A 6,517-nucleotide genomic window follows, 5' to 3' on the forward strand; every position below is an offset into this window, starting at 1 on the left:
GAGCTGTTCGACGGCGCGCCGGGCACGCTGCAGCGGCTCGTCGAGGGCGGCGACGCGCTCCTCGACCGCGTGCGCGAGGCGGCCGAGCGGCCGGGGACGTGGCATCCGCTCGCCGGAGCCGTCTTCGGGCCCGCCGTCGCGACGCCTCCGGTGGTGCTCGCGGTCGGGCTGAACTACGCCGCGCACTCGAGCGAGCTGGGGCTGAAGGCCGACACCGCCCCGACGGTGTTCGTGCTGTGGCCGAACTCGCTCACCGCGCACGAGGGCACCACGTCGTGGCCGCGCACGCTCAGCCAGGCGGTCGACTACGAGGCCGAGCTGGGCGTCGTGATCGGCACGCCCGCGCGGGACGTCTCCCCCGACGACGCGCTCGCGCACGTGTGGGGCTACACGGTCGTCAACGACATCACCGCGCGCGACATCCAGTTCTCCGAGGCGCAGTGGTCGCGCTGCAAGTCGTTCGACGGCTTCACGCCCACCGGTCCGGTCGTCGTCACCGCCGACGAGATCCCCGACCCGCAGGACCTGCACATCTGGACGGTCGTCGACGGACGGACGGTGCAGGACGCCACGACCGCGCAGATGATCCGCCCGGTGGCGACGCTCGTCTCGCACCTGTCGACCGCGGCGACGCTCCTGCCGGGCACCCTGATCTCGACCGGCAGCCCGGGCGGGGCGGGCTACTCGCGCGACCCGCAGATCTTCCTGCGCGACCGCTCGACCGTCACGGTCGGCATCGACGGCATCGGCGCGCTCACGACCCACTGCCGCATCGTCGGCTGACGGGACGCCTCCGGCATCCCGCCCCCGCCGCACCAGCTCCCCCGCCTCGCGAGTCACTCCCCCGCCTCGCGAGTCACTGCCCCAACACCGGGTCACTGCCCTGTGGCACAGTGACTCGGAGGGAGAGCAGTGACTCGCGAAGGAAGGCGGTGAGCCGGCCCACCGGGCAGGCGGAGACCGGCCGGGTAGGGCGGGCGGGCGGCAAGACGACGGATGCCGGTCGGCCCGAGCGGGACGATCCGGCATCCGTCGACGGCGGCGAGGGCCGCTACTGCGTCGTGACCTCCGAGCAGGGCACCTGCTGGCCCCACACCTCGACGAAGCCGGAGCCGCCCGGCGCGCAGTTGCGCGCGACGTCGGAGGCCAGGTTGACCGAGTACGTGAAGAACACGATCGCGATGACGATCCCGACGACCAGCAGCACCGAGCTGATGATGATCGCGGCGAGCGCGAAGCCGTTCTTCTGGCCCGCCTTGCGGCTCTGCACGAGCGCGACGATGCCGAGGATCAGCCCGAACAGCTGCGCGAAGAACGACAGCACGAACGCCACGATCCCGAGCGTGCGGCCCGGCACCGGAGCGCCGGTGCCGGCCTGGTACACCGGGGCGCCGTAGGCGGGCGGGGCGGACTGCGGATACGACGGCGGCGAGTAGGGCGGCGGCGGGTTCTCGCCGTACGCGGGCGGCTGATTCGGGTTCTGCGGATCGGTCATGGCGTCCTCCTGAGGCTCTTGGCCGGTTCCCCCCGGCAGGTGCACGCTACCCATCGCCCCCACCGGGCGCAAAGCCCCGCGCCGCACGGAGCGGGATCGGCCGGATCGGCGGCGAGCGGGCTCGGCGATCAGCCCTCGACGAGGTCCTCGACGGCCTGCACGATCGGGATCGCCTGCGTCACGGCCTCGAGCCCCGACAGCCGCGCGGGCGACAGCTGCTTCTCGACCTCCTCGCGCGACATGAGCCCGGCCTCCACGACGAGGTCGGCGACGCTGCGGTGGGTCAGGAGCGCGGTCTTGGCGAGCGCCGCCGACGCGCTGTAGCCGATGAACGGCGTGAGCGCGGTCACGACGCCGACCGACGAGCCGACCATGGCGCCCAGGCGGTCGCGGTTCGCGGTGATGCCCTCGACGCAGTTCACGCGCAGCGTGTGCATGCTGCGGCGCATCCACGTGATGGACTGGAAGATCGAGTGCGCGATGACGGGCTCGAACGCGTTGAGCTGCAACTGCCCGCCCTCGGCCGCCATCGTGACGGTGAGGTCGGCGCCGGCGACGGCGTAGGCGACCTGGTTGACGACCTCGGGGATCACCGGGTTGACCTTGCCCGGCATGATGCTCGAGCCCGCCTGGCGGGCCGGCAGGTTGATCTCGCCGAGGCCGGCCTGCGGGCCGCTCGAGAGCAGGCGCAGGTCGTTGCAGATCTTGGAGAGCTTGATGGCGTTGCGCTTGAGGGATGCCGAGAACGACATGAACGAGCCGGTGTCGCTCGTGGACTCCACGAGGTCGTCGGCCGTGGCGAGGTCGAGCCCCGAGATCTCGCGCAGGTGCCGCAGGACGGCGGGCGCGTACGCGGGATGGGTCGTGATGCCCGTGCCGATCGCGGTCGCGCCCATGTTCACCTCGAACAGGAGCTTGGCGTTCTCGGCGAGCCGCTGGTGGTCGTAGCCGAGCGTGGTCGCGAAGCCGTGGAACTCCTGCCCGAGGGTCATCGGCACGGCATCCTGCAGCTGCGTGCGGCCGATCTTGAGGATGTCGTGGAACTCGACGGCCTTCGCGAGGAACGCGCGGCGCAGCAGGTCGAGCTCCTCGAGCAGCGTCTGCAGGTCGAGGCTCAGCCCGATCTTCACCGCGGTCGGGTACACGTCGTTGGTCGACTGGCTGCGGTTGGTGTGGTCGATCGGCGACAGGAACGCGTAGTCGCCCTTCTCGCGGCCGGCCATCTCGAGCGCGATGTTGGTGATGACCTCGTTCGCATTCATGTTCGTCGACGTTCCGGCGCCGCCCTGGATCACCCCGACGACGAACTGGTCGAGGAACTCCCCGTCGATCACGCGCTGCGCCGCGCGGTCGATGAGGTCGGCGCGCTCGGCGTCGAGCACCCCGATCTCGCGGTTCGCGCGGGCCGACGCCTGCTTGACCATCGCGAGCGCCCGCACGAGGTCGGCGTACACCGAGATCGGCCGTCGCGAGATCGGGAAGTTCTCCAGGGCACGGGCGGTGTGGATGCCCCAATATGCCTCGTCGGGAATCTCCAGGGATCCCAGGGAGTCGGTCTCGGTGCGGGTGCGCTTCATCGCGTCCGGTGCCATTTCTGAACGTCCTCGTTGGTGTGGCGAGCGTGCCGAAAAAGGAATACCTCCACCCTAACCCCGCTGCCGGAGCCGGTCTCGGTCGCCGACCGCACGTCGTCACCTCTTGCGCGAGAACTCCTCGAGGCGCTGCTCGGGCGTCAGCGCGGCCATCCGCGCGATCCACTCCTCGGAGAAGAACGTGCCGGTCTCGGCGGTGGCGATCGGCACGACGCTGTGGGTGACGGTGTCGTCGTAGACGTGCACGAGGTGGAACGACTGCCCGGCGTCCATGCCGTTGACGCGCGCCGGCGGGCGCTGCAGGTTCATCGTGTAGCAGGTGGCCGCCGCCACGTTCACCGGGACGCCGGCGAACGTGCCGCTCATCGAGTAGTGCAGGTGGCCCGCCAGGATGCCGCGCACGTCGGTGCCCGCGACGATCTCTGCGAGCTCGGCCTGATGGCGCAGCTCGAGGATGTCGAACAGCGGCATGTGCGACGGCAGCGGCGGGTGGTGGAGGGCCAGGAGCGTGCCGAGCGGCGCCGGCTCGGCGAGCACCTCGCGCAGCCACTCGCGCTGCGCCGCGTCGAGGTCGCCGTGGTGCCAGCCGGGCACCGTGGAGTCCAGCGCCACGAGGCGCAGGCCCCCGAGGTCCCACACGCCGGTGACCGGCTCCTCGGTGGGGTCGGCGTCGAGCAGGATGCTGCGCAGCGCCGGGCGCTCGTCGTGGTTGCCGGCCACCCACACGATCGGCGCGCCGAGGCGCTCGGCGACCGGCTCGACCGCGGCGCGCAGAGCGCGGTAGGCCGCGGCATCGCCCACGTCGGCGAGGTCGCCGGTGAAGACGATCGCGTCGGGACGGATGCCGGTGCGCTCGACCGCCTCGAGCGCGAGCCGGAGGTTCGCGGTGACGTCGATGCGCCCGTCGAGCGCGGCACCGCCCGCGAGCAGGTGGGTGTCGCTGAGGTGGACGATGACGCGCTGCGCGGGCGCATGCACACCGAACTGCACGGGCTCCATGCGGCCCAGCTTAAGCGCGTGCGCCGACACCGGGTGCGCAGCCGTTCGCGCTCACGACTCAGGCTCCGGCGTTGGTCGGCTCGGCGAGGTCGAAGCGCAGGCGCCGCGCCGGCGGCGAGGCCATCGGGCGGCGCTGACGCTGGATCCACAGCACGGGGTTGCCCACGCTGTCGCGCGCCAGCTGCCACCGGCGCTCCAGCTCGATCCCCGCCGTGGGCACCGCAGCCGCGGCGATCCGGTGCGTCGCATCGCCGGCCGACAGCACGTCCGCGGCCGCCGCGGGCATGAGTGCGGCGGGATCGACGCCGTAGTCGGCGAGCCGTCGCTGCACGAACTCCCACGTGCCCCCCGCGGCGTCGAGCGTGTAGGGGATCCAGTGCGGCTCCGCGCCGCGTGCGGGCACGTACGTGTAGGCCCGCGCGTCGAGGAAGTCGCCGTCCGGCCGGCCGGGGTTGCGCGGCTCGGGCTCCTCCGCGACCTCACCCGTCTCCGGGCCCGCGCGAGGCACGTCGCGCCCGTCGAGGCGTCGCTCGACCGCCCACAGCAGGTTCGACTCGTCGTCGATCCCGAACTGCACCCGCTCGATGGGCTCCCCCGTCAGGGGCAGCTCCGCCACCTGCCAGAGGACGAGGTCGGCGGACTCCAGCCCGGCGGTGTGGAACAGCGTCCACGCGTCGCCGCCGTCGGGGCGCGGCTCGGTGGCTCCGGGCGGCTGCAGCCCGACCCACCTGGGCGCCGCTCCCGTCCGGGTCGCGCTGTCGTACACGAGCCCGAAGTCGTCGACGACCCGGATGCGGTCGATCGTCACGATCGATCCGGCGTCGCCTCCGACGGGGACCTCGAACCATTCGTCGCGATGGGAGAAGAAGAGGTCGGTCATGATCGCCGTGGCGGTGTGCGAGCTGTCGGGGGCCTCGGCGCCGATGTCGGTGTCGGTGTCCTCGATCTCCCAGAGCCCTCGACGCGCCATGCCGGGATAGACGACCCGCGTGGGCACGACGCTGCGGTGGTCGACGCGCACCGCGCCGGTCGCCTCGTCGACGCGTCCGTCGACCGAGTACCAGTCGACGCGTCCGCCGCGATGGCGGCGGAGATCGAGGGCCACCCCGTCCGCGGTGAACAGCCCTTCCCGCTCGTACACGAGCGTCGACGGCTGCCACAGCGACTCGGGCTCGCGCGGCGGCCGCCGGTCGAAGTGCTCGTCCTCGATGCCGAGCTCCTGGCGCCGGCGCCACAGCGCACGCCCGTCCCACGCCCCCGCCGAGGACTCGTAGGGCGGCGGCGGGTCCTGCAGCCGCAGCGCAGGGTCGTCGGGCAGCTCCCGTGCCAGGGCGTGGAGCGCGGCGACGGTGCTCCGACCGACGCGGATGCGCCGGCCGAGCGTCCACCAGTCCTCGGCCTCGGACTCGATGAGCGCCTCCGCGGGCGTGGTCGCGACGGCATCCGCGAGCGTCTCGTCCACGGCGTAGCGCAACGGCCGCGATCGCACCGTGAGATGGGCGACGACGGGCGTCGAGGCGTTCTCGCCCTGGAACTCGCCCAACTGCCACTGCCGCGCCAGGAACCACAGCGGGTCGTGCACGCGTCCCGCGACGGCCCCCTCCCAGTCGGACACGGGGAGCGGCTCCAGTCGGATGAGCAGATCGGCGAGCGGCATGACGCGTCCTGTCAGATCGGAAAGGCGGGGTCGGCGACGAATCCGGGCGTGTATTCGACGAACGTGGCGCGCATGACCCGGTCGAGCCGGCCGAGGGTTCCGACGGTCGTCGTGCGCGCGACGAGCAGGGCGCGGGTCTGCGACAGGATGCCGCTGAGCGTCCGGTCGTCGAGGAGCGTGCGCGGCACGGGCGGCACGGCCAGGAGGATCGCCTGCGGCGCGCGCGCGGCCGGTGCGTTGAACCCGAACGCCGCGTGCGTGTCCCGTTGCGACATGGGGACGGTCTCGCTGTACGCGTCGACCACTCCGGCGACCACGCGCGTGCCCGCGAGCGCGTCGTCGGGGCCGTAGCCGACGAACAGGCGCGGCACGGCGAGGGCGGCGAGGTCGTCGCTCACGCGTCGCGCCGCGTTGCGCGCGATGTCCTCGCGCAGCCAGGGGTCGTCGCTGTTCGTCCAGGCCGTGAGTGGCTCGCTGCCGAGCTGGACCGCCTCCACGCGCTGGAGCGGCGGACGCACGGCGGCGGCGAGCGTGAGCCACTCGCCGTCGACGTCCGCCGCGGGGGCGGGGTCGAGGCCGGTGGCGGCCAGCAGATCGTCGCGTGCCCACGTGGCCAGCACCGGAAGGGCGCCCTGGGGGCTGACGAGCGCCGAGAGCGCCGCGGCGAGAGCGGGAACGCCGTCGGGGATGCCTGCGGCGCGGCGCTCGGCATGGTCCGGCATGGGCCCGCGCACGGCTTTGGGCGACGGCAGCCCGCGCGCGCCGGCCGGTCTC

The 6,517-nt window shown here is 72.9% G+C and carries 6 protein-coding genes; 1 reads left to right on the top strand and 5 read right to left on the bottom strand.

Annotation, left to right across the window (positions count from 1 at the left end; translation table 11 throughout):
• The coding region (locus WML84_RS11640; protein ID WP_347346311.1) for a fumarylacetoacetate hydrolase family protein at positions 1-783 on the top strand (783 nt) is incomplete at its 5' end.
• Positions 784-1,051: 268 nt separating this feature from the next.
• Here WML84_RS11640 and WML84_RS11645 read toward each other — a convergent pair.
• The 5 genes from WML84_RS11645 to WML84_RS11665 form a co-directional block, all read right to left on the bottom strand.
• Positions 1,052-1,495, bottom strand: coding sequence for a DUF4190 domain-containing protein (locus WML84_RS11645; RefSeq protein WP_347346312.1), 444 nt, complete (start codon positions 1,493-1,495; stop codon positions 1,052-1,054).
• A 128-nt stretch (positions 1,496-1,623) separates the two neighbouring features.
• The gene (locus tag WML84_RS11650) at positions 1,624-3,087 is read right to left on the bottom strand and encodes an aspartate ammonia-lyase (protein WP_347346313.1); all 1,464 of its coding nucleotides are present in this window, start codon (positions 3,085-3,087) and stop codon (positions 1,624-1,626) included.
• A 99-nt stretch (positions 3,088-3,186) separates the two neighbouring features.
• Entirely contained in the window at positions 3,187-4,086 is a 900-nt protein-coding gene (locus tag WML84_RS11655) for a phosphodiesterase (protein ID WP_347346314.1), read from the bottom strand.
• A 58-nt stretch (positions 4,087-4,144) separates the two neighbouring features.
• Complete coding sequence (locus WML84_RS11660; protein ID WP_347346315.1) at positions 4,145-5,743, bottom strand: hypothetical protein; 1,599 nt, start codon at positions 5,741-5,743, stop codon at positions 4,145-4,147.
• An 11-nt stretch (positions 5,744-5,754) separates the two neighbouring features.
• Positions 5,755-6,517 (bottom strand): hypothetical protein (locus tag WML84_RS11665; RefSeq protein ID WP_347346316.1); only part of this gene is annotated, 763 nt, incomplete at its 5' end.

Origin of the sequence: Microbacterium sp. (genome assembly GCF_039812165.1) — a bacterium.
Lineage (GTDB): Bacteria > Actinomycetota > Actinomycetes > Actinomycetales > Microbacteriaceae > Microbacterium.